Source organism: Arthrobacter sp. NEB 688 (assembly GCF_013201035.1).
Classification (GTDB): domain Bacteria; phylum Actinomycetota; class Actinomycetes; order Actinomycetales; family Dermatophilaceae; genus Phycicoccus.
This window is the reverse complement of sequence record NZ_CP053707.1, coordinates 3,721,470-3,744,636: the sequence shown is the minus strand read 5'-3', so window position 1 is coordinate 3,744,636 and position 23,167 is coordinate 3,721,470. Positions and strand designations below refer to the sequence as shown.

19 protein-coding genes are annotated in these 23,167 nt (G+C 75.8%); 5 read left to right on the top strand and 14 right to left on the bottom strand.

Annotation, left to right across the window (positions count from 1 at the left end):
- Window positions 1–14 precede the first annotated feature (14 nt).
- The 6 genes from HL663_RS17550 to HL663_RS17525 form a co-directional block, all read right to left on the bottom strand.
- Entirely contained in the window at window positions 15–1,442 is a 1,428-nt protein-coding gene (locus tag HL663_RS17550; protein WP_173030263.1) for a PepSY-associated TM helix domain-containing protein, read from the bottom strand.
- Between the two features lie 174 nt (window positions 1,443–1,616).
- The gene (locus tag HL663_RS17545) at window positions 1,617–2,201 is read right to left on the bottom strand and encodes a hypothetical protein (RefSeq protein WP_173029551.1); all 585 of its coding nucleotides are present in this window, start codon (window positions 2,199–2,201) and stop codon (window positions 1,617–1,619) included.
- 34 nt (window positions 2,202–2,235) lie between these two features.
- Entirely contained in the window at window positions 2,236–2,736 is a 501-nt protein-coding gene (locus tag HL663_RS17540; RefSeq protein WP_173029550.1) for a Fur family transcriptional regulator, read from the bottom strand.
- 1 nt (window position 2,737) lies between these two features.
- Window positions 2,738–3,913 carry a Nickel transporter NicT gene (nicT, locus tag HL663_RS17535; RefSeq protein ID WP_173029549.1) on the bottom strand — a complete coding sequence of 392 codons (1,176 nt, stop codon included), beginning with the start codon at window positions 3,911–3,913 and terminating at the stop codon, window positions 2,738–2,740.
- Between the two features lie 165 nt (window positions 3,914–4,078).
- Entirely contained in the window at window positions 4,079–4,348 is a 270-nt protein-coding gene (locus HL663_RS17530) for a hypothetical protein (protein ID WP_173029548.1), read from the bottom strand.
- Window positions 4,345–4,968, bottom strand: a complete 624-nt coding sequence (locus HL663_RS17525; protein ID WP_173029547.1) for a superoxide dismutase — start codon at window positions 4,966–4,968, stop codon at window positions 4,345–4,347. The genes HL663_RS17530 and HL663_RS17525 overlap by 4 nt, the downstream gene beginning before the upstream one ends.
- A 216-nt stretch (window positions 4,969–5,184) precedes the next feature.
- Here HL663_RS17525 and HL663_RS17520 point away from each other — a divergent pair, with 216 nt between their 5' ends.
- On the top strand, window positions 5,185–5,643 hold the full coding sequence (locus HL663_RS17520) for an Asp23/Gls24 family envelope stress response protein (protein WP_173029546.1): 459 nt from the start codon (window positions 5,185–5,187) through the stop codon (window positions 5,641–5,643).
- The gene (gene aqpZ, locus HL663_RS17515) at window positions 5,640–6,374 is read left to right on the top strand and encodes an aquaporin Z (protein ID WP_173029545.1); all 735 of its coding nucleotides are present in this window, start codon (window positions 5,640–5,642) and stop codon (window positions 6,372–6,374) included. The genes HL663_RS17520 and aqpZ overlap by 4 nt, the downstream gene beginning before the upstream one ends.
- A 75-nt stretch (window positions 6,375–6,449) precedes the next feature.
- On the opposite strand, the gene HL663_RS17510 is transcribed toward aqpZ, so the two are convergent.
- Both HL663_RS17510 and HL663_RS17505 read right to left on the bottom strand, forming a co-directional pair.
- The gene (locus HL663_RS17510) at window positions 6,450–7,967 is read right to left on the bottom strand and encodes an LCP family protein (protein ID WP_286175755.1); all 1,518 of its coding nucleotides are present in this window, start codon (window positions 7,965–7,967) and stop codon (window positions 6,450–6,452) included.
- A gap of 117 nt (window positions 7,968–8,084) precedes the next feature.
- Window positions 8,085–9,380, bottom strand: coding sequence for an LCP family protein (locus HL663_RS17505; RefSeq protein ID WP_173029544.1), 1,296 nt, complete (start codon window positions 9,378–9,380; stop codon window positions 8,085–8,087).
- Between the two features lie 220 nt (window positions 9,381–9,600).
- Between HL663_RS17505 and HL663_RS17500 the strand changes: the two genes are divergently transcribed.
- The gene (locus tag HL663_RS17500) at window positions 9,601–11,034 is read left to right on the top strand and encodes an LCP family protein (protein WP_216842619.1); all 1,434 of its coding nucleotides are present in this window, start codon (window positions 9,601–9,603) and stop codon (window positions 11,032–11,034) included.
- Window positions 11,035–11,042: 8 nt separating this feature from the next.
- Window positions 11,043–12,056: a glycosyltransferase family 2 protein gene (locus HL663_RS17495; protein ID WP_286175754.1), complete on the top strand. Its 1,014-nt coding sequence runs from the start codon at window positions 11,043–11,045 to the stop codon at window positions 12,054–12,056.
- A gap of 3 nt (window positions 12,057–12,059) precedes the next feature.
- Here the strand turns inward: HL663_RS17495 and HL663_RS17490 are convergent, their stop codons facing one another.
- Both HL663_RS17490 and HL663_RS17485 read right to left on the bottom strand, forming a co-directional pair.
- A complete protein-coding gene (locus tag HL663_RS17490) occupies window positions 12,060–14,861 on the bottom strand; it encodes a glycosyltransferase family 2 protein (RefSeq protein WP_173029541.1) in 2,802 nt (933 codons plus the stop codon).
- Window positions 14,858–15,220, bottom strand: a complete 363-nt coding sequence (locus HL663_RS17485; protein WP_173029540.1) for a hypothetical protein — start codon at window positions 15,218–15,220, stop codon at window positions 14,858–14,860. Before HL663_RS17485 ends, HL663_RS17490 begins: the two co-directional genes overlap by 4 nt.
- A 27-nt stretch (window positions 15,221–15,247) precedes the next feature.
- Here HL663_RS17485 and HL663_RS17480 point away from each other — a divergent pair, with 27 nt between their 5' ends.
- Window positions 15,248–17,296: a glycosyltransferase family 2 protein gene (locus HL663_RS17480; RefSeq protein ID WP_173029539.1), complete on the top strand. Its 2,049-nt coding sequence runs from the start codon at window positions 15,248–15,250 to the stop codon at window positions 17,294–17,296.
- Here the strand turns inward: HL663_RS17480 and HL663_RS17475 are convergent.
- Genes HL663_RS17475 through HL663_RS17460 form a run of 4 tightly spaced genes read right to left on the bottom strand, consistent with a single transcriptional unit; the run spans window position 17,293 to window position 23,121 of the window.
- Window positions 17,293–19,365 carry an acyltransferase family protein gene (locus tag HL663_RS17475; RefSeq protein WP_173029538.1) on the bottom strand — a complete coding sequence of 691 codons (2,073 nt, stop codon included), beginning with the start codon at window positions 19,363–19,365 and terminating at the stop codon, window positions 17,293–17,295. The two genes, HL663_RS17480 and HL663_RS17475, sit on opposite strands and share 4 nt — an antisense overlap.
- Window positions 19,362–21,446, bottom strand: a complete 2,085-nt coding sequence (locus HL663_RS17470) for a glycosyltransferase family protein (RefSeq protein WP_173029537.1) — start codon at window positions 21,444–21,446, stop codon at window positions 19,362–19,364. Before HL663_RS17470 ends, HL663_RS17475 begins: the two co-directional genes overlap by 4 nt.
- Complete coding sequence (locus tag HL663_RS17465; RefSeq protein ID WP_173029536.1) at window positions 21,443–22,036, bottom strand: hypothetical protein; 594 nt, start codon at window positions 22,034–22,036, stop codon at window positions 21,443–21,445. The genes HL663_RS17470 and HL663_RS17465 overlap by 4 nt, the downstream gene beginning before the upstream one ends.
- A complete protein-coding gene (locus HL663_RS17460; protein ID WP_173029535.1) occupies window positions 22,033–23,121 on the bottom strand; it encodes a glycosyltransferase in 1,089 nt (362 codons plus the stop codon). Before HL663_RS17460 ends, HL663_RS17465 begins: the two co-directional genes overlap by 4 nt.
- Window positions 23,122–23,167: the final 46 nt, after the last annotated feature.

The following is a 23,167-nucleotide window of genomic DNA, read 5'->3' as shown; positions in this document are numbered from 1 at the left end:
CACGGTCCTCCCGCTCACGGGGTGAGGGCGAGGACCCGTCGGGCGCGGGCCGAGCGGCGCAGCAGCCGTTCGGCGACGAGGACGACGACGACCGAGGCGCCGAAGACCGGCAGGACGACGCAGAGCAGCACGAGCACGACGGCGAGCACGGGGCTCGTCGCGACGGGCATCCGGCCCCGCGGGGCGCCGAGGCTGCCGGAGCGGGCGGGGCGGCGGCGCCACCACATCGCCGGCCCGGTGACGCAGGAGGCGATGACGGCGAGGCAGAACAGCGTCGTCAGGGTCATGTTGACGACGCCGAAGTGTCGGCCCTCGTGCAGGGCGATGCCGTGGCTGACGGTCTTGGCCAGGGGGCTGTAGTCGTCGTACCCGTACTCGGAGACGGCCGTGCCCCCGTACCGGTCGACGTGGACGGTGCGCTCGGCGCCGGGGTCGTCGAAGGCGTAGCCGATGGCGGAGTAGACGCCGGTGTCGTCGCTCGGGAGGACCACGGTCATCGGGTGGGCGAGGCCTCGCTGCTCGCCGACGGTGACGGCGGTGTCGACGTTCGCGACGGAGCGTGCCGGGTCGCCGGTCGAGCGGGGGACGCTGCTCTTCTCCTGCGCCCACGGGATGACGCCGTGGCTGTGGGGAAGGGACTCGTCGAGGGTGGAGGTGGGGTCGGACAGGGCTCCGTGGTCCTCGCCCCAGAACGAGGTGCCGGTGGCGGCGGCGAGCTTCTGGGCCTGGGCACCCCAGACCCCGGTCCACGGCAGCCCGGAGACGACGAGGGTCAGCAGGCCGGCACCGACGAAGAAGCCCGTCCAGGCGTGGGTCGAGCGCAGGCGCGCCGCCGCGGGGTCCTTGCGGCGCAGCCTGAGGCGGGCGCGGCGGCCGCGGAAGAAGAGGTAGTAGCCGGTGACCGCCATGACGATGGCCCAGCAGGCGCCCAGCTCGAGGAAGAGGTCCCCGACCGGCCCGGCCATGAGGTCGGCGTGGAGACGGACCGCGGTGCCGCTGATGGTGGTGTCGGGGTCGAGCGAGCCGAGGACGCTGCCGGAGTACGGGTCGACGAACACGTCCCGGGTCGCCTCGTCCGGGGTGGTGACGGTGAAGCGGGTGCTCTGGTCCGGGGCGGCCGGTTCGGTCATCGAGACGACCGTGTCGGCCGGGCGGGCCCGGCGGACGGCCTCGAGCTGCTCCTCGTAGGTGACCGGTGTCGCGCCGGCCGGGGCGCTGACGCGCAGGAGGTCGGCGTGCACCACCGGCTCGATCTGGAACCGGAACAGGTAGACCAGCCCCGTGACGGCGAGGACGAAGACGGTGGGGATCACGACGACGGAGGCGTAGAAGTGCCAGCGCCAGAACGCGCGGAACAGGCCGGTGCCACGGCGGTCGCGCGCCGGGCTCGGTGCCGGGCGGGAGGGCTCCGGCGCGGTGTCGGGGGTGGGGTCCTTGAGCATGGACACGCGAGGTCTCCTGGGGGTCGGGCGGCGTGCGGGCGTGGCGGCGCGTCGGCGCACCGGGCCGCGGCGCGCACGGCGGGGCCGTGCGGCGGGCGGCCCGCGGGCGCGGGGCCGTGGACGTCGGGCGACGTCGGGGTCGGCGAGGTCGGCCGACCCGGGGCCCGGGACGGCTCAGACCAGCAGGAGAGGCGGCGCCCGCCCACCGAGCGGGCCGACGACGCGCCCGTCCGGCACCCGGACCTCGACGAGGTCGACGGGACGCCCCAGCGGGCCGGTGCCCGGGGACGCGGGGCGCGCGAGCCGCAGCAGCGCGAGGGCCAGCAGCTCGAGGGCGTCCGCGCCGCGGGTCAGCAGCACGGCGGCCAGGAGGGTCGCGACGGCGTGCGCCGCGAGCATCCCGCCGGTGAGGGAGGAGGCGGACGCCGAGCCGGTGGTCGGCATCGCCATGGCCACCGCCTCGTGGGCGTGCAGCCGCCGGCCGGTGCCGGCGGCCGCCGGTGTCATCGCGGTGAGGAGCAGGTGGGTGAGGAGCTGGCCGAGGGCGGTGGCCAGCACCATCCGGGCCAGGGAGGTCCGACGACGGACGACCAGGTGCACCACGGGGGCGACGACGACGAGGAGGACGACGACGGGGACCGGCTGGAGCGGTGCCCCGCCGGCCATGGCGTGGGCGGCGGCCCCCAGCCCGATGACGACGAGCGTCGCCACGAGGGCGCGCATCAGGCGCACCCCGTCACCTGCCGCTCGCGTGCCCACGAGCGCAGACCCTAGCGGGCACCACCTTGGGGTGTCATCGGGCTCTCGGCGCGTCGGTCGCGCCCGGCCCGGCCGGGACAGGTCCGCGTGGCCGACGACGGCAGGCCGGGCAGATGCCGTGCAGGACGATGGTGTCACCCTCGAAGCTCAGACGGCCGACCTTGCTGACCTGCGCGAGGGCGGCGTGCAGGGTGGTGGTGGGCAGGGGGTGGACGACGCCGCAGAGCGTGCAGGCGACGTGGTGGTGCGGGGCGAGCACGATGCCGTGGCTCGCGGTTCCGTCGGAGTCGTGCAGCGTGTGGGCGAGCCCGGCGTCGGTCAGGATGCGCAGCTCCCGCAGGACGGTCGCCGCAGGAACGTCGGGATCGTCGGCGCGCAGCCGTTGGTGGATCTGGGCGGCGGTGAGGTGGTGATGGTCGTGGGTCCGGGCGAGGACGCGCAGAACGGCGAGGCCGGCGGGGGTGGCGCGCAGCCGCTTGTCGTGGAGGAGGCGGCGGAGGTCGGCGTCACCGACCGCCTGCCCCGGGTCGGGCATCTCAGGCGGGGTCGCCGCTCGGTGGGGCATGCCGGTCCAGGTCGGCGCTCCAGCGTTCCTCGATGCGCCCGACGCGCCAGACCACCACGGCCAGGGCCCAGGCGAGCAGGAACAGCCCGACGATGGCGTAGCCGGCGTCGTCGAGGGGGATGGCGGCGATGTCGGCCAGGACCCCCGTGGTGATGTGGGCCTCGTCGGCGATGACGCCGACGAGCTCGACGGTGCCGATGACCAGGGCGACCGTGACGGAGATGGCGGTGATGGTCAGGTTGTAGAAGACCTTGCGCACGGGCTTGAGGAAGGCCCACCCGTAGGCGCCGTTCATGAGGACACCGTCGGTGGTGTCGAGGAGGCACATCCCGGCGGCGAAGAGGACCGGCAGGACGAGGACGGCGTAGAAGGGCAGGTCGAACGCGGCGGCGCCGCCGGCCAGGACGAGCAGGCCGACCTCGGTGGCGGTGTCGAACCCGAGCCCGAAGAGGACGCCGACGGGGTAGATGTGCCAGGGCTTGCGCACGGAGCGGGTGAGGCCCCCGAGGAAGCGGTTCATCAGGCCGCGGTTGTTCAGGTGCTCCTCGAGCTCCGCCTCGTCGAACTCGCCGTGGCGCATCCGGCGGAAGACCCGCAGGATGCCGACGAGGGCCACGAGGTTGAGCAGGCCGAGCACCCAGAGGAAGACGCCGGAGACCGAGGCGCCGACGACGCCGGTGACCGCGTGGAGGAGGGAGGTGTCGTCCTCGACCTGCCCGGCCAGGGCCTTGACGCCGACCGAGAGCAGGAACGCGAGGAGGAAGACGATCGTGGAGTGGCCGAGGGAGAACCAGAACCCGACCGAGAGGGGCCGGTGCCGGTGGCCCTGCTCGGCGCGGTCGGTGAGCAGCTTGCGGGTGGTGTTGTCGACGGCCGCGATGTGGTCGGCGTCGAAGGCGTGCCGCATGCCGAAGGTGTAGGCCAGCACCCCCACGCCGACGGTGTACACCGGGGTGCTGCCGCCCAGGCTGTAGTGGTGGGGCACCACGAACGCCAGGAGGACCCCGAAGCCGAGCACGTGCAGGAGGGCGATGAAGGCGTACATCCCCGCCAGGGACCGCTTGTCGGCGCGGTCCAGCGTGCGCACGAAGTGGACCGCGCGCGAGCGCAGGGAGGCCGTGGCCGTGGGGAGCTCGGTCGTGTCCATGTGGTGCGGCTCCTGACCCGAGGGGCCGGGGACGGGGCTCTTGCCCTGTCCGGGGCCGGGTGACTGTTGCGAAGAGATCGCAACAACGGCCTCAGTAGAGCACGCGGCGCCCGGCCTCGTCGCCCGTCCGGCCGGAGGGTTCACGTCGTCCTTCACAGGCCGCCCTCAGCCGCGCAGCGCACCCTCCATGTCCAGACACAGCTCGTGCAGGCACTCCTGCGGGGTCCGTCCGGTGGCGGCCGCCGACTGGTGCACCGCGAGCTCGGCGAGCAGCAGCGAGCCGGAGGCCAGGAGCTCATGGTCCTCGAACGAGGCGAGCAGGGTTCCGGCGCCGTCGCGGTCGCCGCGCTCGCGGGCGGCCAGGACGCCGGCCGAGCGCTGCGCGGCGTCGACGACGCGCAGCAGCTCGGTCCGGCGGTCGGTGGCGTCGGTCACGGCACGATGAGCCCGGGGGTCTGGGTCCGGGCCCGCTCGTAGCGGGCCTGGACGTCGGCCCAGTTGACGACGTTCCACCACTGCTGCACGAAGGTGGCCTTGTCGTTCTTGTACTGCAGGTAGTAGGCGTGCTCCCACATGTCGAGGAAGAGCAGCGGCACCATGCAGACGGGGACGTTGCCCTGGTGGTCGTACAGCTGCACGACGAACAGCCGCTGCGAGACGACGTCCCAGGTGAGGATCGACCAGCCCGAGCCCTGGACCGCGAGGGCGTTGGCCTGGAAGTGCTCGCGGAAGGCGTCGAAGGACCCGAAGTGCTCGTCGATGGCCGCCGCCAGCTCGCCGGTCGGCTGGTCGCCGCCGTCGGGTGACATGTTGCCCCAGAAGACGGTGTGGTTGACGTGCCCGCCGAGGTGGAAGGCGAGGTTCTTCTCCAAGGTGCCCAGCCAGGTGAAGGTCCGGCCGTCGCGGGCCTCGGCCAGCTGCTCGACGGCGGTGTTGGCGCCCTTGACGTAGGTCTGGTGGTGCTTGGAGTGGTGCAGCTCCATGATCTCGCCGGAGATGTACGGCTCGAGAGCGCCGTAGTCGTAGGGCAGGTCGGGCAGGGCGTAGTCGGTCATCTGGCTCCCTCGTCCTTGTTGCGAACGGTTCGCAATAACGAACGTACCCGTCGCAGATCCCGCGCGCCAGCGATGACGCCGGCCGTGGCGGGGAGAGGGGGCTGGCCGACGTGCCCGGCGCGTGTGGCGCGCGTCACGTTCGACAGCGCGTGCGGTCCGCGGCACCGCGGCGACTGACCGGGTGAACCACCACCGAGAGAGAAGGAGTCGTCCACCATGGCAGTCCTCGGCACGACGGCCGGGACCGTCGAGACCGCCCCCAGCACCCGGGGGCGCACCCGCATCGCCGACTCGGTCGTCGGCACCATCGCCGCGCTCGCGGCCCGTGACGTGCCCGGCGTGGCGCACGTCGGCACCGGCGCCGAGCGCCTGGCCGGCGCGGTCGTCCACCGCCTGACCGGCAGCGCCACCTCGACCGCCGGCGTCACCGTCGTCGTCGACGAGCGCGTGGCCTCGCTCGAGGTCGAGCTCGTCGTCACCGCGTCCCGCCCCGTCCTCGCGACGGCGGCCGACGTGCGGCTGCACGTCGTCGAGGCGGTCGAGGGCATGACCGGGCTGGCCGTCGCGCGCGTCGACGTCACCGTCGCCGACCTCGCGGACGACACCGCCGTGGCCGACCCCCGCACCACGTCCACCACTCCCACCTCCACCACCCCCGAAGGGACCGCCCGATGAGCACCGCCACCGAGACCCCGTCCACCACCCGCCGGCTGGGCGCCGAGCTCGTCGGCACGTTCTGGCTGGTGCTCGCCGGCTGCGGGACCGCCGTCCTCGCGGCCACCGCGATGACGCAGGCCGACGGCCGGCCCGTCCTCGTCGGCGTCGGCTACCTCGGCGTCGCGCTGGCCTTCGGCCTGGCCGTGACGACCGCCGCCTACGGCGTCGGGCACCTGTCGGGCGGTCACTTCAACCCCGCCGTCAGCGTCGGCCTCGCCGTCGCGGGCCGCTTCTCCTGGCGCGAGGTGCCGTCCTACGTGGCGGCCCAGCTCGTCGGTGCCGTGGCCGGTGCGGCGGTGCTCTTCGGCATCGCCTCCGGCCGTCCGGGCTTCACGACGGCCGACGGCTTCGCGACGAACGGCTTCGGCGACCGCTCGCCCCAGCAGTACGGCCTCGTCGCGGCCCTGCTCGTCGAGGTCGTCCTCACGGCGGTCTTCGTCCTCGTCATCGTCGGCGCCACCGGCGAGCGCGCCCCGAAGGGCTTCGCGCCGCTCGCGATCGGCCTGACGCTGACGCTCATCCACCTCGTGTCCATCCCCGTGACGAACACCTCGGTCAACCCGGCCCGCTCCATCGCGCCCGCGCTCTTCGCCGGCGGCGCCGCGCTCGGCCAGGTGTGGCTCTTCGTCCTCGCCCCGCTCGTCGGCGGCGTGCTCGGCGGGCTGGTCGCCTCGCGGCTGCGCCCCTGACCGGTCCCCGACGCCGGACGGCGGCCCCGGTTCTCTCGCGCCGGGGCCGCCGTCCGTGTGCGGGGTCGACCCGGGTCAGGCCGTCTTGCAGATGGACTGGCTGGCCGGGCGGGTCTCGATCGTCGGGGTCGCGCTCGGCGCGGGCGAGGCCGCGGTGAGCGAGGGCGAGGGGAGGGGCTTGCTGCCGACGCGGTTCTCGACCTCGACGGGGTTCTCGGCGCCCGGGCCGAGCGTGACCCGGACGGTGCGGCCGAGCCCGGTCGCCTCCTCGACCTCGGCGCCGGGGAAGGCGGCGGCCACCGTGCGGGCGGCCTCCTCCTGGCCCTTGGAGTACTCGACGAGCGTGCCGGTGCGCGCGTCCGGGGCGTTGCCCGTGCCCGACACGGTGAAGCCCTGCGCCTCGAGGATGGCGGCGTCCTGGCCGGCGAGCCCGGAGGTGCCGGCGCCGTTGAGCACCTGGACGGTGACCTCGTCGGGCGAGACGGTGAGCGGCGACGCGGACGGAGAGGGCGTCGAGCCCTTCGTCGGCTTGCCGTTGACCGGGTGGTCCTCGCGGATCGACTCCCAGATGAGGTCGGCCGAGTCCTGCCACTGCACCCGGTTCGGGTCGTTGGGGTACACCTCGTTCGGGACGGTGATGAACTGGATGTTCTTCAGCCCGATGCCGCGGATGCTCTCGGCGAGGTCCTTCATCGTGCCGAGCCCGAAGTCGGGGTCGGTCGTCAGCGACTTCGTCGCGGCGCTGAGGAAGGAGTACAGGTGCGTCGGCTGGAAGAGCAGCTTGCTCGAGGTCGCCTCCTGGGCCACCGACGACAGGAACGCCTGCTGGCGCTTGATCCGGCCGAGGTCCGACCCGTCACCGACGGACTTGCGGGTGCGCACGTACGCGAGCGCCTGCTCCCCGTCGAGGGTGTGCTTGCCCGCCGTGAGCTTGAGGTGCGAGTTCGGGTCGTCGATCGGCTCCGTCGTGCAGACCTCGACGCCGTCGAGCGCGTCGACCATCGACTTGAAGCCGCGGAAGTCGACGACCGCGTAGTGGTCGACGAGGACGCCGGTGTTGCCCTCGAGCGTGCGGATGAGGCAGCCGGTGCCGCCGATCTTGTAGTTGTGGTTCCACTGCCGCATGACCCACTGGTCCTTCGGCGCGCTCTTGGAGCACTCCGGCGGGGCCTTGGTCATCGAGTCGCGGGGGATGGAGACGACGGTCGCCCACGTGCGGTCGGCCGAGAGGTGGACCAGGAGGTTGGTGTCGGAGTGCTGGCCCGGGTCGTCGACGACCTTGCCGTAGGTGTCGTTGCCCTCGCCGGTGCGGTTGTCCGAGCCGAGGAGCAGGAGGTTGACCGCGCCGCGGGCCTCGGGGGCGCGCGTCGGGCGGTCGGTGCCGACCGCCTCGGACACGTCGACCTTGGTGATGTTGGCGTTGAGCTTCCAGGCCGCGACCGCCACCCCGGTGCCGCCGACCGCGAGGGCGACGACGAGGGCGATGACCGTGCGCTTCACCCACGGGCTGCGGGTGCGGCCGTGCACCTCGCGCCGGCTGGGCAGCACCTCCGGGGTCTCCTCGGGGGCGTCGTCGGGTCGCGCGCCGTCCACCGGTCCTCCTGCGCTCGGGGTCTCCCGCGGCACCTGACGGCGCGCGGCGTCCCGGGGCACGGGACCGGTGGAGTGTACCGAGCGGTGCTGGACGCAGCCTGAGAACCGCGGCGCGGCTCAGCCCCCGGTGGGCTTGCCGTCGGTCCCGGGCGGCGGGGCCTCGAGCGGGGTGCCGTCGTTGAGCATCCCGAACAGCTCCTTCGCCCGCTGCGCGTCCCAGACGACCGAGGAGCCGGCCGAGGTCGTGACGTTCGCGTTCCCGATCGGCACGACGAGGCTCAGCGCGCCGTCGGACGACACCTTCCGCATCGTCGAGAGGATCCGGTAGGCGTCGAGCAGGCTCGTCTCCCGCCCGACGTAGACGCTCGAGGCGGCGGCGTGGGTGAAGGACCACCAGCGCCACGGCACGAGGACGGTCGAGGGCGTGGCCGCCTCCTTCATCACGGCGCCGAGGAACTGCCGCTGCCGCTTGGCCCGGCCGATGTCGCCCTCGGGGTCGGAGTAGCGGGCGCGCACGTAGCCGAGCGCGGTCGGTCCGTCGAGGGTCTGGCAGCCCTTCGCGAGGTCGATGTGCGCCTTCTCGTCCTTGATCGCCCGCGGGACGCACAGGTCGACGCCGCCGAGGCTGTCGACGACGGTGGAGAACCCGCCGAAGCCGATCTCGACGTAGCCGTCGATGCGCAGGCCGGTGGCCTGCTCGAGGGTCTGCACGAGCAGCTTCGGCCCCCCGATCGCGAACGCCGCGTTGACCTTGTTCTCGCCGTGGCCCGGGATGGGCAGGAAGCTGTCGCGCGGCACCGAGACGAGCGCCGGCTTGCCCGCGCCCGACGGGGTGTGGACGAGGATGATCGAGTCGGTGCGCCGGCCCTCCGCGGTGCCGGTGCCGAGCTTGCGGCGCTCCTCGCGGCTGAGGCCCTCGCGGCTGTCGGACCCGACGAGCAGGTAGGTGTGGCCGTCACCCGCGGTCGGGCGCTCGCCGGAGGGCACGTCGTCGACCCGCGAGACGCTCGACCACGCGTGCCACGGCGCGAAGGCCGTGAAGCCCACCCACGCGACGAGGGCGAGCACGAGGAGGGAGGCGACCCGCCGCCCGCGGCCCGGCCGGCGGGTGCGCGGCTCGCGGGGAGGACGGGGCTCTCGCGGGGGACGGGGCTCCCGCGGCGGCCGGGCGCCGCGGTCGGCGGGGGCCCGGCCCGGGACGGCGCCGCGGCCGGGGGCGGCGACGGGCCGGCCGTACTCGTCGTAGCCCGCGGCGTCGGCGGGTGCGGCGGCCGGGGGAGGCGGCGTCGCGCGGCGCGCGCTGCCGGGGGAGGGGGCGCCGCGGCGGCGCCGGGTGTCGACGACGTAGACGTCGTCGTCGCCGCTCCCGGGCGCGGGACGGCGCGGGATCGGGCGGGCGTGGTCGTCGGACATCCGGGTCCTCTCGGGAAGGGGCCGACCACCCAGTGTGCCCGTCCGGGCCGTGAGGCCGCGCCGTCGACGCCCCGAAACAGGGGTCGGCGCCCCCGGCGCGCCTCGCGCGGACGGCTGCGGGCCGCGCGAATACTGGGCGGCTATGGGACAGGCAGGGACCGGTGTGATCGAGCGCGCCCGAGGCACGGGCGCGCGCCCGGGGCCGGGTCGCGACGGCACGGTGGGCCGTCGCCACCACCGCCGGCGGGCCGTGACGCTGCTCCTGCTCACCCTCGTGCTCCCGGGCTCGGCGCAGCTCGTCGCCGGGCGCCGCGAGGTGGGCCGGCTCGCGCTGCGGGTCTGGCTCTCCCTCGTCGGGGTGCTCGTCCTCGGCGGGCTCCTCGCCCTGGTCAGCCGGCCCGCCGTCCTCTGGCTGCTGACCCGCGGGTGGATGCTCCTCCTCGCGCAGGTCGTGCTCGTCGTCGTCGCCGTCGGCTGGGCCGCGCTGCTCGTCGACGCGTGGCGGCTCGGGCGCCCGGACCGGTTGCCGATGGGCGACCGTCGCGGGCTGCTCGGCGGCCTCGTCGTCCTCCTCCTCGTGCCGGGCCTCGTCGGCTGGACCGGGGTCGGCGTCGGCCAGGCGCGCGGCGCCCTCACCTCGCTCTTCGGCACCGGCGAGGCCGCGGCCGCCGCCCACGGCCGCTACAACGTCCTCCTGCTCGGCGGCGACAGCGGCAAGGGCCGCGTCGGCCTGCGCCCGGACTCCATCCAGCTCGCGAGCGTCGACGCGCAGACCGGCCGCTCGGTGCTCTTCGGCTTCAGCCGCGAGACCGAGGACATCCACTTCCGCCCCGGCTCGACGATGGCCCGCCTCATGCCCGAGGGCTGGGCGTGCGGCGACGACTGCCTGCTCAACGGCCTCTACACGTGGGGCCAGGACCACGCGAAGCTCTTCCCGGCGGGCACGAAGGACCCCGGCCTCGTCGCGACCAAGGAGGCCGTCGAGGGCCTGACCGGGCTCGACGTCCAGTACTACGTCATGGTCGACCTGCGCGGGTTCGCGAGCATCATCAACGCGGTCGGCGGGCTCGACGTCGAGGTGCAGCGGCGCACCCCCATCGGCGGCAACGGGTCCCCGATCAGCGGCTACATCGAGCCGGGCCCGCAGCACCTCGACGGCTACCACGCGCTCTGGTACGCCCGCAGCCGCGTCGGGTCGACGAACTACGAGCGGATGGCCCGCCAGCGCTGCGTGACGACCGCCCTCGTCAAGGAGCTCGACCCCCAGACGCTGCTCCTGCGCTTCGGGCGCATCGCCGAGGCCACGACCGGGCTCATCCGCACCGACATCCCGCAGGACGCCCTGGCCGACCTGGCCGACGTGGCGGTCAGGACCAAGCAGGAGAAGATCACCTCGGTCAACTTCGTCCCGCCGCTCATCAAGCCGTGGGACTACGACCCCCAGGTGGTCCGCTCGACGGTCGCCAAGGCCATCGCCCGCAGCGAGGACGCCCCGACCCCCAAGCCGGCGGCGGCGAGCCCGAAGCCGTCGGCGGCCGCGTCCGCCACGAGCTCGGCCACCGCCACGCCGAAGACGCCCGCCGTCATGGAGCGCCCCGGCACCGACCCCGACGCCGACACCGGTGACCTCGCGAGCGTGTGCTCCGCGGGATGATGTCCCCGATGAGCACCGAGCCCGCCCGACCCGCCCCGCAGCCCCTGCCGACGAACCCGTCGGTCAGCGTCGTCATCCCCGTCCTCGACGAGGAGCGCCACCTCGAGGACGCCGTCCGGATGGTCCTCGGCCAGGACTGGTCGGGCCCGCTCGAGGTCGTCCTGGCCCTCGGCCCCTCGCGCGACCGCACCGACGAGGTCGCGGAGCGGCTGGCGGCCTCCGACGAGCGGGTCCGGTTGGTGCGCAACCCGACCGGGCGCACGCCGGACGGCCTCAACGCGGCCGTCGCGGCCGCCACGGGTGACGTCGTCGTCCGGGTCGACGGGCACGCCGAGATCCCGCGCGGGTACGTCTCGACGGCCGTCGCGGCGCTCGCCGAGACCGGCGCCGACAACGTCGGCGGCACGATGGACGCGCGCGGCCGGACGGCCTTCGAGCGGGCCGTCGCCGCCGCGATGCGCAGCCCGCTGGGCGTGGGCTCGTCGCGCTTCCACACCGGTGGCGGGGCCGGCGAGGTCGACACCGTCTACCTCGGCTGCTTCCGCCGGACGGCGCTGGAGCGGGTGGGCGGCTACGACCCGCGCTTCACCCGCACCCAGGACTGGGAGCTCAACCACCGCATCCGCGAGAGCGGCGGCACCGTGTGGTTCACGCCCGACCTCGTCGTCACCTACCGCCCGCGCTCGGGCTTCCGCGGGCTCGCGCGCCAGTACCGCGACTACGGCCGCTGGCGCCGGGTCGTCGCCGGGCTGCACGGGGGCACGCTCACCGCCCGCTACCTCGCCGCCCCGACGATGGTGGTCGGCACGACCGCCGCGACCCTCGTCGGTCTCGCGTGGTGGCCGGCGCTCGCCGTGCCGGCCGGGTACGCCCTGGCCGTCGGCGCCGGCGGGGTCGCCATCACGGCCGGAGAGCCGGCGCGCACCCGGCTGCTCGCGGGGCCGGTGCTCGCGACGATGCACTGGGCGTGGGGATGGGGCTTCCTCACCTCGCGCCCGCGCCGCCTGCTCGGCGGACGCTGAGGCTCAGGCCGGCTCGGGCGCCGGCTCGAGCACCACGCCGTCGCGTCGCACGACGACGGCCTCGACCCCGAGATCGGCTGCGCCGGAGGCGAGCACGGCATCCAGCTGCGAGTCGGCGGTGTCACGGACCGTGGCGAGGAGCCACGCCGCCACGCGGCCGGCGTCGGCGTCGTCGGCCAGGACGAGCGCGACGTGGTCGGCCCGCTCGCCGTCGGCCGCGCTGCGCACCGGCAGGGTGAGGACGCGTCGGCCGGCGTGCACGCCGGGGAGCCACGCGGGGGCGCCGAGCATCGGGTCGGGGTCGACGGACGCCGGCGGCCGGGCGGGTCCGAGCAGGGTGCGGACGTCGGCGAGGAAGCGCTCGTGGCCGAAGGCGGCGCGCACCATCGTGAGGGTCTGCGCGACGCGCGCGTGGAAGACCGTCGGGTCGCGGTAGCGCTCGACGAGGGCCGGCACCTCGTGCGGCAGGGCGTAGTCGAGCGCCGCCCCGAAGGTGGGCTCGTGCTTGGGATGGGTGATGACGACGCAGCCGCTCGCGGCGGCCTCGAGGAGCACCCGCCCGAAGGCCTCGTGGGCGTCCGGGTTGTCGAGGTAGACGAAGACGTCGAGGTCGGCGAGGAAGTCGCGGGTGTCCAGCGCCCGGTGGGGCAGCACCTCCCACTGCGCCGGGTAGCGGTCGGGGCCGCTGCCGGCGGCCTCCGAGAGCCGCTTGAGCTGAGCGCGCGCGCCCATCATCCGGACCCGGTGGCCGGGGCCGAGGTCGTACGCCGCGAGCACGTCGGCCCAGGTCGAGGGGAACTTGATGACGTCGTCGCGCGAGTAGCGGCCGACGACGAGCTCGCCGCCGGCGGCGGGGTCGCGCCCGTCCTCGCGCACGTGCCAGTCGTCGACGTCGATGAGGCCGAGGTCGTCGGTCGGGAGGAGCTCGATCGTGGGGTCCTGGGTGAGGAGCAGCTCGCGGACCGTCGGGCCCTGGGGCCACCAGAGCGGCCGCTGCCCGAAGAGCTCCTCGGTGCGCTCGGTGACGTCGCGCACGACGTAGCGCTGGTCGGAGCCGTCGAGCTCGAGCGGGGCCTGGTTGGCGACGACGACGACGCGACGCGGCCGGAAGGCGGCCGGCGCGTGCGGCGGGTACTGGAGGATCAGCGGGTAGCGCACGACGAGCACGTCGACGTCGACGTCGTCGTCGACCTGCAGCTGCGACACCGCTCCCGAGCGCAGCAGGTCGACGAGCGGGGCGCACAGGGGCGGGTCGTCGGTCGACATGAAGCGCAGCGCCTCGAGGTGCAGCACCCCGACGCTCAGGCCCCCCTCGAGGCAGGCGCGGATCTCCTCGAGCATCGAGCGCTGCGGGCCGCCGAAGCGCCGCCAGTCACCGCCGAAGACGACGTCGTAGCGGCGCGGGCCGGCGGCCGGGCGGGTGTTCCAGCGCAGCGGCTGCGGGAACGCGCGCGGCGCGGTCGGGTCCAGCCACGGGTCCTCGGTGCCGGCCCGGACGCCCTGGTGCCACGCCGCGTAGACGCTCTTGTACTCATGGCGCGACCCGTGCCGCCACCCGCGCGAGAACTCCTCCGCCGAGAGCGAGCCGGCGAGGGTGCGGTTGAAGGTCATGACGTGCGGGAGCGTCGGGACGCGCTGCCCGAAGGCGGCCTCGATGCGGCGCGCGTACTCGGTGTCGGCCCCCTTGCGGGTGGGGTCGAAGAAGCCGACGCGGGCCATCGTCGGGTGCACCGGCACCATGAGCGAGGCCGCCGACGGGTAGCGCGGCGCGTAGCCGGGTCGGCTCAGGCGCAGGTCCTCGGAGATGCGGACGCCCTGCGAGCGCACCGCGACCCGGCCGGGGTTCTCGAGCAGGTGGCGGACGGCGACCTCGACCATCTGGGGGTGCACCCAGTCGTCGGAGTCGACGACGGTGAACCAGTCGCCGGTCATCAGCCGCAGGGCGGTGTTGCGGGCCCGGTAGGTGCCGCCGTTGACGGCCTTGCGGACGACGGTGACGCGCGGGTCGAGGGCCTCGACCTCGTCGAGCAGGGCGGCGGTGCCCGGCCCGGAGGCGTCGTCGACGACGAACAGCTCGAGGTTGCTCCACGTCTGCGCGAGGACCGAGCGCACGGCCGTCAGGAGGTCGGAGCGCCGCGGGCGGAAGGTGCTCATGAGGACCGTGACGCGGCCGGGGTGCTCGACGCGCGGGGCGTCGGCGGCCAGCCGGTCGAACGGCGTGCCGGTGCCGGGCGCGAGGCGGACCGGTGCGGTCCCGCCCCCGACGGCCTCGGCGAAGGCCGCGGCCCAGGCGCGCTCGTCGGCGTCGGGGCCGCCGGCGAAGGGGTTGAGGGCGTCGGCCAGGCCGGCGAGGCGGACGTCGTCACGGACCTCGGGGCGCTCGAGGAGCCGCAGTGCGCCGCGGACGTCACCCGCCGCGAGCCGGACCTGCCCGAGGGCCTCGACGGCGCGGTCGGGCACGCGGCCGAGCGCGTGGTCGGCCTCGAGGACGTCGGCGAGCGCGAGCACCGTGGCGCTCGCCTCCGGGCCGGGGAGCTGCAGGCCGAGGACCATCGCGTAGCGCGCCAGCATGTCGGCGTCCATGCCGGGCTCAAGGCGCGCGGGCCGGGCGTCGGCCCAGGCCGTCAGCTGCGCCGGGGTGTGGCCGGGCCACGCGTGCTCGGCGAGCACCTCACGGGCGTGGACCGAGCGCGTGCGCAGCGTCGTCGTCAGCACCTTGTCCGGGGCGCGGTTGCCCCGGCGCAGCGTGTCGCGGGCGACGGTGCGCCGGGAGGCGGACGGGGTGGCGGCCCCGCGACCGGTCACGACTCGGAGCGGTCGGCGCCGTCGTGACCGGCGGCCAGCTTCTCGACGGTGCCCTGGAGGCGGTCCAGCCGGGCGGTGTACTGGGCCTGGAGCAGGCGCACGGTGCCGAGGACGTCGGCGGCGGTGGCCGGGGGAGGGGTCGGGGCCGCGTCGGGGAGGCCGCGCGCACCCTTCTCGAGGCGCCGCTCCAGGCGCCGGACGCGCACGTTGGTGTCGGCGGCGAGGGCGATGAGCACGGCGGCGAACCCGGCTCCGGTGAGGGCCAGCAGCCACGGCAGCCCGAGCACCGCACCCACGAGGAGCAGCACGGCGAGGCCCGCCCCGGCGAGGAGGCTGACCTGTACGATTCGGGACTTCATGGAACTCCTCGTGCGACGCGAACAGCGATGACAGCATATCCGCGCCCCACCGCGCCCGGACCGGGGCTCCTCGAGCCTGCTCCGGCCCACCTCTACGCCGGGGTCGCGACGACGGTCGCCGAGGCCGGCGGCCCCGGCGCGTGGACGGCCGCCCACCTCGTCGAGGCCGTGGACCGGGCACCGGACGCCTTGGCGCAGTACGCGACCCGCGTGCGGTCCGGGGCGGTGCGCGAGGTGCTGGCGCGCCGCGCGAGCTCCGGGCGGTCCGGCTGGGCCGACGTCCTCGCCGGCGCCCCGACCCACGGCGAGCCCGGCGTGCGGGCCGCGCTCGCGCTGGCGCTCGCCGCCGAGCCCGACGGCTCGGGGCTGCGCGTCGCCGCCGACCTCTACGCCGACCTCGCGCGCACCGCCGACGTCGCGCGCCTCGCGCCCGTCCACCACCTCGTCGCGCTCCAGTCGCGCTACCTCGCCGGGCCGCGCAGCGCCGTCGCCGACCTGCTGCCCCGCTGGCGGCGCGCACCGGCGATCGTCCGCGACAGCCTCGCCCTCGACCTCTCGCGCCCCGCGGCGTGGGACGTGGGGTCGGCGGGCACCGCCGACGAGGAGCGGCGCTGGGGCGAGGCGCTGCGCCGGATGGTCTTCGCGCACCACCCCGGCGTCGCCGTCGGGGTCGCGGCCGGGGTCGCCGACGTCGCCCCCTTCGACCGCCTCGCGGCGTCGGGCCACCGGCCGGCCTCGGTCTCCGGCGAGCTCGTCACCGTCATCGTCCCCAGCTGGCGCCCGGACGCGCCGGGCATGCGGGTCGCGGTGCGCTCGATCCTCGAGCAGACCTGGGCCGACCTCGAGGTGCTCGTCGTCGACGACGCCTCCGGGCCCGACTTCGACGACCTGTACGCCGAGGTCGCCGCGATGGACGAGCGCGTGCGCGTCGTGCGGATGGAACGCAACGGCGGCAGCTACGTCGGGCGCAACGCCGCCTTCCGGCTCGCGCGCGGCACGGCGGTCACCTTCCAGGACAGCGACGACTGGTCGCACCCCGAGCGGATCGCCGACCAGGTCGCGGCCCTCGCCGAGGCCCCCGAGGTCGGGGCGAGCCGCAGCGACGCCCTGCGCGCCCGGGAGGACCTCAGCCACCAGTGGCTCGGGTACCGGCCGGTGCGGGCCAACGCGAGCTCGCTCATGCTGCGGCGCAGCGCGGTCGACACCCTCGGCGACTTCCTGCCCGTCCGCCGCGGCGCCGACTCGGAGTACGCCGAGCGCATCACCGCGGCCGAGGGCGCCATCGTCGACACCGGCACCGTGCTCGCGATCACGCGGCTTCGCTCGGGGTCGCTCTCGCGCGGTGACTTCTCCTACCAGTGGACGACGCCGCAGCGGCTCGCCTTCAAGGGTCTCTTCCGGTCCTGGCACCGGGCCGCCGGGCCCGCCGGCCTCCACGTCGACGCCGCCGCCGGCCTGCCGCTGCGCGTGCCGTCGGCCTTCGAGGTCGCCGCGCCCCGGCACCGCCTCGACCTCGTCGTCATGGCCGACCTGTCCCTGCCCGTCGACGAGGTCCTCGCCGGGGCGCTCGAGCCGGGCCGGCGGGTGCCGCCGACCGACGCCCTCACCCTCGACGCCGCCCACGCCGCGCTGCGGGCCGAGGCGCTGCGCGAGGCGCTCGCCGCCGCACGCGCCGGACGCCCGGTCGGGGTCTGGCACGTCGAGGCACCCCACCGCCGCGGCGGCCGGACCGAGATGCACGACTCGTGGTTCGACCTCGTGACCGACGGGACGCTCGCCGTGGCGCTCAGCCCGGACGAGCCGGCCGACGTCGACCGGCTGGTCGTCGCCGACCCGCGCCTGCTCGCGGTGGACCCGCACACGACCGTCGCGCTCGTCGCCGCGCGGGTCGAGGTGCTCGCGCCGGTGCCGCCCGTGGCGGCGTCCGACCTGCTCGCCGACCTCGTGGCGGGCGACGTCGACCCGCTCGTCGTCGACGACGCGCTAAGGGTGGCCCGCCGCCTGCTCGGGACGGCCACGCTCGTGCACCGCCCGGTCGACGTGCGCCCGGAGCGCCAGGAGCGCCAGGAGCGCTAGGAGCCCTTGACGACCGCCGCGAGGCGCTCCTCGAGCGGCGCCTGGAGGATGCGCACGAACGTCCCGGTGATGTGCGAGCCCTGGCGGTAGGTGAGGACGTTGCGGTAGACGCCGGCGCACTCGCCCCCGGGGCAGACCCACGGGTCCATGTCGACCCACGACGCACCGGCGCTCTTCGCGGCCGCCTCGAGGGCGGCGCTGCCCGGGCTCTGCTCGTATGGCCAGGAGCAGGCGGCGCGGTCGTCCGGGTGCTGGGCGACGCACTCGTAGACGGGCGTGAGGTCGCTCGGCGGGTTCGGGGTGTTGGACAGGGCCACGACGCGGACGCCGGCGTCCTCGAGGGCCTTCCACGTGGCGACGAGCCCGGCGCGGTAGGCGTCGGGGGTGGCCTCGCCGGAGGCGTCGTAGGCCGTGCTGTAGACCGACGAGGTGATGACGACGTCCGGCTTGTCCGGGCCGGTCAGGCGCGTCAGCACCTCCTGGCCCCAGGTGCGGCAGGCGTCGTAGGGCTTGTCCTGGTAGGGCACGGTGGCGTCGACGAAGGGGCACGAGCTCTTGGTCCAGCTCGTGACCTCCCAGCCGCGCTCCTGACCGATGGCGTCGACGGCGGGCACCCACTGGGCGACCTTGGAGTCGCCGACGACGGCGACCGAGAGCGAGCCCTCGGGGTCGCCCCCGGCGCACGGCTTCGGGGTGCTGACCTCGACCTCGGTCTGGCAGCCCTGCGCGTAGAGGGACGGGACGTCGGCCGTCGCGCCCTCCGCCGTCGGGGTGAGGGTGCTGAAGAAGGGCTCGGCGTCGTAGGAGTCGCGCCCCGGCGGCGTCGTGAGCGAGGTGAACCCGGCGTCGGTGCGGGCGCCGCGGTCGTCGGCCTGCGAGCTCGTGGCGGCCCACATCCCGAGGCCGACGACGAGGCCGGCGACCGAGATCGCGGCGCCGACCCCGAGGGCGCGGCGCGGGTGCTCGCCGAGCCACGGGTTGCGGCGCAGCGGGTTCTCGACGAGGCGGAAGGAGAGGTACGCGGGCACGAACGACACGAGGACGGCGAGCGTGCCGGTCACGGCGGAGAGGGGGCCGAGCACCCACTCGAACGCCCGCAGCACCGGCCAGTGCCAGAGGTAGAGCGAGTACGACAGGCCACCGACCCAGCGCAGCGGGCGGGTGCCGAGGAGGACCTCGGGGCCGGTGCGGTGGGCCCGGAACCCGGCGACGATGACGACGGCGGTCGCGACGGTCGGCAGCACCGCGGCGTAGCCGGGCCAGGCCAGGGACCCGTCGTAGGTGACGGCGGCCAGGCCCAGCGCCGCGAGGCCGACCCAGCCCAGGACGGCCGCGAGCCGCTCGGGCAGGCGCGCCCACCGGTTCGCGCCGAGCGCGACGAAGGCGCCCAGGCCCATCTCCCAGAGGCGGGTCGTCGTGACGAAGAACGCGCGGGCCGGGTCCTCGGCGGTGAGCACGAGCGACCACACGAAGGTCGGCAGGATGATGAGCAGCCCGAGCCCGACGGCCAGGGCGAGGCGGGTGCTGCTCCAGCCGAAACGCCGGCGCAGGAGCAGCACGAGGATGATCGCGAGCGGCCAGACGATGTAGAACTGCTCCTCGACCGCCAGCGACCAGAAGTGCAGGACGGGGGAGGGCTCGAGGTCCTCGGCGAGGTAGTCGACCGAGCGGCCGGCGAAGACCCAGTTGACGACGTACCCGGCGGCGCCGGCGATGTCGAGGCCGAAGGTGCCGCGCTGCGTGCGCGGCGCGAGGAACCACGTGAGCACGGCGGTCGTGAGCAGCACGAGACCGGCCGCCGGCAGCAGCCGCTTGGCGCGGCGGGCGTAGAAGCCGACGAGCGAGAGCCCGCCGGTGCGCTCGACCTCGCGGACGACCTGGGTCGTGATGACGAAGCCGGAGACGACGAAGAAGACGTCGACGCCGATGAAGCCGCCGGAGGGGCCCAGGCCCGCGTGGTAGGCGAGGACGAGACCGACGGCGACGGCGCGCAGGCCCTCGACGTCACCGCGCCAGCGGCGGGGGGTGGCGGCGGGCGTGGGGGCCGGGCGGGACTGCGTCGTCGTCACGGGGCGCTCCCGAGGACGACCTCCACGTAGGTCGCGTCGGCGTCCGAGCCGTCGAAGAGCTCGGCCGCGCGGGCGGCGGTCGCGGTGACCGCCGCGGGCCAGGTGTCGGGGTGGGTCACGGCGACCAGTCTCTCAGCCGCCTGCTCGACGGTGGTCACGACCCACGCGTCGTCGACGAGGCCGTGCGGGCCGCCGCGGCTCGCGAGCAGCGGCCAGTCGCGCACGACGGGCACGGCACCGGAGCCGGCTCCCTCGATGAGGCCGCGGTGGCAGCCCTCGCTGCGGCTCGTGCTGAGGATGACGCCGATGCCCTGGAGGACGGCCGGAACGTCGTCGGTCCAGCCGATGACCTCGACGCGGTCGCCGAGCTCGGCCAGCCGCCGGTCGACCTCGGCGTGGTAGGCCCGGCCCGCGACGGTCGGCACGGCGGCGCCGTTCGGGGGCGCCCCGACGCAGACCAGCGTGTAGCCGGGGCAGCGCTCGAGCAGGTCGAAGGCCCACAGCGGGTCCTTCGGCCGGCGGCTCCAGCCGATGAGGCCCAGGCGGGTGCGGGCCTGCGGCGGCTTGGGCCGGGCCAGGCCCTCGATGCTCCCGAAGCTGGGGACGACGCGCACGGGCACGTCGTGGCCGAGGACCGCGAGGAGGGCGCGGGCGAGGTCGCGGAAGGCCGGGCTGACGACGACGAGCTCGCTGACGCGGGTCCAGTCGGTGAGGACGAACCACGGGTCGAAGGCGTCGACGCGGTGCACCCGCATCGACAGGCGCGGTCCCGGGGCGAGCGCGTGGCTGAGGAACGCCGTCGACTTGTCGGCCCAGTCCGAGAAGACCGCCCGGCGGTCGTGGCCGACGGCCGCGAGGTCGCGCAGGAGATCGGTCTCGGTGCGCCGCAGCCGCTCCCGGTCGGGGACGCCCGGCCCGGCGGGCCACCGCCGCAGGAGGGTGAGCGCCGCGAGGCTGTCGGCCGTCAGCGGCTTGCCGGAGAAGGTCTGGCGCCGGGCGAGGTCGACGACCTCGACCTCGAGGCCGCCCACGGTCTCGAGCGCGGCGACGACCTCCGGGTGGAAGGTGCCGTAGGCCCCGGTGACGACCGCGATCGGAGCGCGCTCCTGCGGGTCCCGGTCGCGCACGAGCGGCCCGCGACCTCCGGTGGTGACGGCCCGGAAGGTCGTGCTCGCGACGAGGTCGGCGAGGAAGCGCTCGGGGGCGTCGACGAGGGGGGACCCGGCGGCGTCCGCGTGCAGCTCGCGGTGGAAGAGCAGGAGCAGGGCGTCGGACAGCAGGGCGAGCGCGACCTGGCCCCGGCCCGCCTCGAGCGCGGCGTCCGCTGCGGCGAGGGTGCCCCGGGCGACGGCCCCCAGCCGGTCGAGGTCGGTCGACGCGGGGTCGGCCTCGAGGACGAGGTCGGCCGCGGCGTCCTGGGCGGCGAGGCCGCTCGCGAGGTCGCTCGCGTCGTCGGCCGGCAGGACGCGCCCGCCCAGCCGGGCGGCGCGGCCCCCGAGCGTGCGCGAGCGGCCGGCCAGCCGCCGGGTGAGGTCGGCGACGAGGAGGGCGACCGGGGCGCCGGGCACGGGCGCGAGCGGGGGCGGGGCCAGCTCGGCGTCGGCGACGGCGAGGGGGTCGCCGGCGGCCTCGACGACGGCCTCGAGGCGCTCCGCCCAGCGCGTGAGGTCCGCGAGGAGCGTGCGCAGGGCGGGCACGTCGGCCGAGCGCACGAGGGGCAGGCCGTGCAGCACCGCGGGGACGCCGTCGAGGGCCGCGTCGAGGGTCGGGTCGGCCGACACGACGAGGTCGACGCCGCCGGTCACCGCCCGGCGCAGGTCGGCCGAGCGCTTGAGGTCGTGGACGACGCGGGCCACGGCGGGGCGCCCGCGCGCCGCCGCGAGCGACGCGGCCCGGACGCGGGCCTCGCGCAGCGCGGGGAGGGCGTCGGTGGGGGGCTCGAGCACCAAGGGGCGGACGCCGACGGACGTGGCGCCCGGGTCGAGGGCCGGCGGCTCGGTGCCCGGCCGGTGCAGGACGAGCACGCGCACGAGCGGGTCGGTCGCCGCGGCGAACCATCCCGGGTGCAGCGGTGCCGTCACCGGAAGCGTCCCGCCGTGCGGCCGGACTCGATCGCCGGCCGGACGGCCCGCAGCAGCCGCGCGTCGGCCGCGGGGACCTCGCCGTCGGGCCCGAGGTGCACGAGGTGCCAGGTGCGGAAGCCGTCGACGACCGAGACCAGGCGCCGCCCGACGTAGGCGTCGTGGTCGGCGGCGTCGCCGGTCCAGGCGTCGCGGGGCACGACGTGGTCGACGACGAGGCCGCGCCCGCGGACCGCCCCGAGGTCGGGCCGGTCGACGACGAGCACGGGGCGGAAGGCGCCGGTCTCGTCGCGCAGCGCGCACACGGCGTCGAGGGCCCGGGCGAACGTGGCGTCGTCGGCGCCGAGGAGGACGAAGGCGACGACCGGCAGCAGCTCGGCGTCGGGGTCCGCGCCGGCGGAGCGGAACGGGCGCCGGGCGACGCCGAGGCCGTGGTCGGGGTCGAAGACCCGCCAGACGAGGTCGGTCAGCGTGCGGTTCGCGCGCAGCCGGGGGAGGACCCGGTCGCTCGCGAGGCGGAAGCCGGGGGCGCGCCGGGCCGCCGCGGCGAGGCGCTGGCGCCGGTCGGCGCCCTCGTCGACGGGGCTCACCGGCGGGCCCCCGTCCCGGCGAGGGAGGCGAGGAGCTCGGCCGCCGCGGCCGCGCCGTTGCCGGGGTCGGCGGCCCGGGCGGCCTCGGCGAGGGCCGGCCCGCGCTCGAGCAGCGCGTCGACCGCGGCGTCGACCTGCCCGTCGGCGAGGGTGCGTGCCGAGAGCGCCCAGCCGCGCGCGGCCGCGTGCTCGGCCCGGGCGACCTGGTCGTCGAGCGAGGTGGCGTCGTTGGGGACGAAGAGCGTCGGCAGCCCGAGGCGCAGGTGCTCGTGGAAGGAGTTGTAGCCGGCGGCGGCGACGGCGACGTCGAAGGCGGCGAGGTGCTCGCTGATGGGGAAGTGGCGCACGAGGTGCACGTCGTCGCGGCCGGCGGCCTGCTCGGCGATGCCGGCCTGCGTGACGCAGACACCGACGCCGCGCGAGGACAGGGCCCGCACGGCGGCGCCCACCTCGTCGGCGGTGTCGTTGATGTTGCCGGCGCCGAGCGAGACGAGCGCGAGCGGGCCGTCGGCGGGCAGGCCGAGGGCGCGCCGGGCGCTCGCGCGGTCCGAGCACTCCGCCGGGTCGACGAGCGTCACCGGGCCGACGCGGTGCGCGTCGGTGCCGACGGTCGCCCCCCGGTCGGCGTCGGCGGCGAGGTCGCCGGGCTCGAGGACCGCGTCGAACCACGAGGCCTTGGCGAGCTGGTGGGTGTTGCGCCCCGGCTTCCACATCGCCCGGCGCGACCACACGGCGCGCGTCCCGGGGGAGGAGGCGAGCGCGGCGTCGAGGCCGGCGTAGGGGTGGGTCCCGTCGAAGACGAGGACGGCCGGCCGCAGCCGCTGCACCGCCTCGCGCATCCGCTCCGCGAAGAGCCAGCGCCACTCGCCCGAGTCCATCCCCGTCGCGTCCTTGCTCGGCAGGTACTCCCAGGGGACGCCGTAGCCGCCGACGACGGGGACGGCCTGGCTCAGCGAGAGGACGTGGGGGCGCAGGCCCTCGGGGAGGCGGCGGCCGTACGCGAGCAGCCGCGTCAGGTGGCCCATCCCCGCGCCGTTGCTGGAGACGAGCAGCACGACGTGGTCCGTCCCCGGCGAGCGCGACATGGTGCCCGATCATGCCACGCGGCGGGGGGCCCCCTGCGCTGGGATA

Bases quoted from the DNA above. Each gene is read 5' to 3' on its own strand.
- nicT (WP_173029549.1), bottom strand. From the start codon at position 3,913: ATGGACACGACCGAGCTCCCCACGGCCACGGCCTCCCTGCGCTCGCGC.
- HL663_RS17550 (WP_173030263.1), bottom strand. From the start codon at position 1,442: ATGCTCAAGGACCCCACCCCCGACACCGCGCCGGAGCCCTCCCGCCCG.
- HL663_RS17485 (WP_173029540.1), bottom strand. From the start codon at position 15,220: ATGAAGTCCCGAATCGTACAGGTCAGCCTCCTCGCCGGGGCGGGCCTC.
- aqpZ (WP_173029545.1), top strand. From the start codon at position 5,640: ATGAGCACCGCCACCGAGACCCCGTCCACCACCCGCCGGCTGGGCGCC.
- HL663_RS17480 (WP_173029539.1), top strand. From the start codon at position 15,248: ATGACAGCATATCCGCGCCCCACCGCGCCCGGACCGGGGCTCCTCGAG.
- HL663_RS17460 (WP_173029535.1), bottom strand. From the start codon at position 23,121: ATGTCGCGCTCGCCGGGGACGGACCACGTCGTGCTGCTCGTCTCCAGC.
- HL663_RS17540 (WP_173029550.1), bottom strand. From the start codon at position 2,736: ATGCCCGACCCGGGGCAGGCGGTCGGTGACGCCGACCTCCGCCGCCTC.
- HL663_RS17495 (WP_286175754.1), top strand. From the start codon at position 11,043: ATGAGCACCGAGCCCGCCCGACCCGCCCCGCAGCCCCTGCCGACGAAC.
- HL663_RS17505 (WP_173029544.1), bottom strand. From the start codon at position 9,380: ATGTCCGACGACCACGCCCGCCCGATCCCGCGCCGTCCCGCGCCCGGG.
- HL663_RS17525 (WP_173029547.1), bottom strand. From the start codon at position 4,968: ATGACCGACTACGCCCTGCCCGACCTGCCCTACGACTACGGCGCTCTC.
- HL663_RS17520 (WP_173029546.1), top strand. From the start codon at position 5,185: ATGGCAGTCCTCGGCACGACGGCCGGGACCGTCGAGACCGCCCCCAGC.